At 72.8% G+C, this 1,076-nt stretch carries 1 pseudogene; it reads left to right on the top strand.

The annotated features are described in order from the left end of the window. Positions 1-475: 475 nt before the first annotated feature. Positions 476-1,076, top strand: a pseudogene (locus DQW06_RS23690) (polysaccharide deacetylase); the annotation flags it as partial.

The following is a 1,076-nucleotide window of genomic DNA, read 5'->3' as shown; positions in this document are numbered from 1 at the left end:
CGGATACCCTCCGCCTCCTCCGGGAGGGGGCTGGTAGCCACCGCTCCCCCCTCCGGGGGGAAGGTAGCCGCCGGTTCCGGGACCGTAACTCATGGGTGCCTTTCAGGGGTGGACGGAGCGGGCGCTCCGACGGAGGAGGGCGTGTCACCGGCGTCCGGATTCGCGGGGGAAAACGGTGTACGCCCCTTCGGGATCAGTATGGCCGGAACGCGGACCCGCCGAGGACCGGTGCCCCCGTGTCCGCACCGGGTTTCGGACAGTGTGGGCACGGGTCCGCAAATCCCCGGAAACGGGCCCGGAGCCGAGCCGCCGGCCTACCGGGGACCTGGCCGCGCGATCCCCCTCCCGGGCCCTCCCGGAGGCACCAGGGGGGCCACCGGAGGCGGGACGGGTGAACAGAGAGTGACCACGCACCGGACACGCTGAGTACGCGGACGCCTGCGAGGCGATTCACGCTGAGGTGAGCGGCTCGGATATGGTCCCCCTCGTGGCTGTCACCTCACTACGACGCAAACTCTCCGTCAGCGCCGCCGTGGGTCTGCTCCTGGTCCCCGGCTGCCGTGCCGTGGAACAGGAGCTTCCCTACGCCGAACCGGTCCGCTCCTCGCCCGACGACCTGGCGGGGATGGAGGCGAGCACCGTGTCGGTGACCACCGACGACAGCGTGGTGAGCTACCGCTACCCGCGGTTGGGCGACAACCACCCGCTGACGGTGGAGGCGCGCACCGCCATGGCCGCGCGCCAGACCGCCTTCCTGGAGGACCTGCCGGAGGGGGGGTCCCCCGAGCTGCACCAGGACACGGTCATCCTCGCCGCCTCCCCTGAGGTGGTGGGCGCGCGGCTGACCGCGACCGCCTCCGCGGGCGGGGACGAGACCTTCGAGGCCGACACCCTGTGGTACGACGCGGGCAGCGAGGAGGTGCTGCCCTGGACCTCGCTGTTCCGGGACGAGGAGGCGATCGAGCAGGCCCACCTGGCCCTGGCCGACGTCCTGGAGGAGGGGTACGACCTGCCCGAGCACCAGCTGCCCGGCCTGGTCGGCGAGGTCGCCTCGGGCGAGCGGACCGCGCCGGAGG

The organism is Nocardiopsis sp. TNDT3 (assembly GCF_003427465.1).
GTDB classification, from domain to species: Bacteria; Actinomycetota; Actinomycetes; order Streptosporangiales; family Streptosporangiaceae; genus Nocardiopsis; species Nocardiopsis dassonvillei.
Note: the sequence above shows the minus strand (reverse complement) of the source record. Positions and strands in the feature narration are given on the sequence as shown.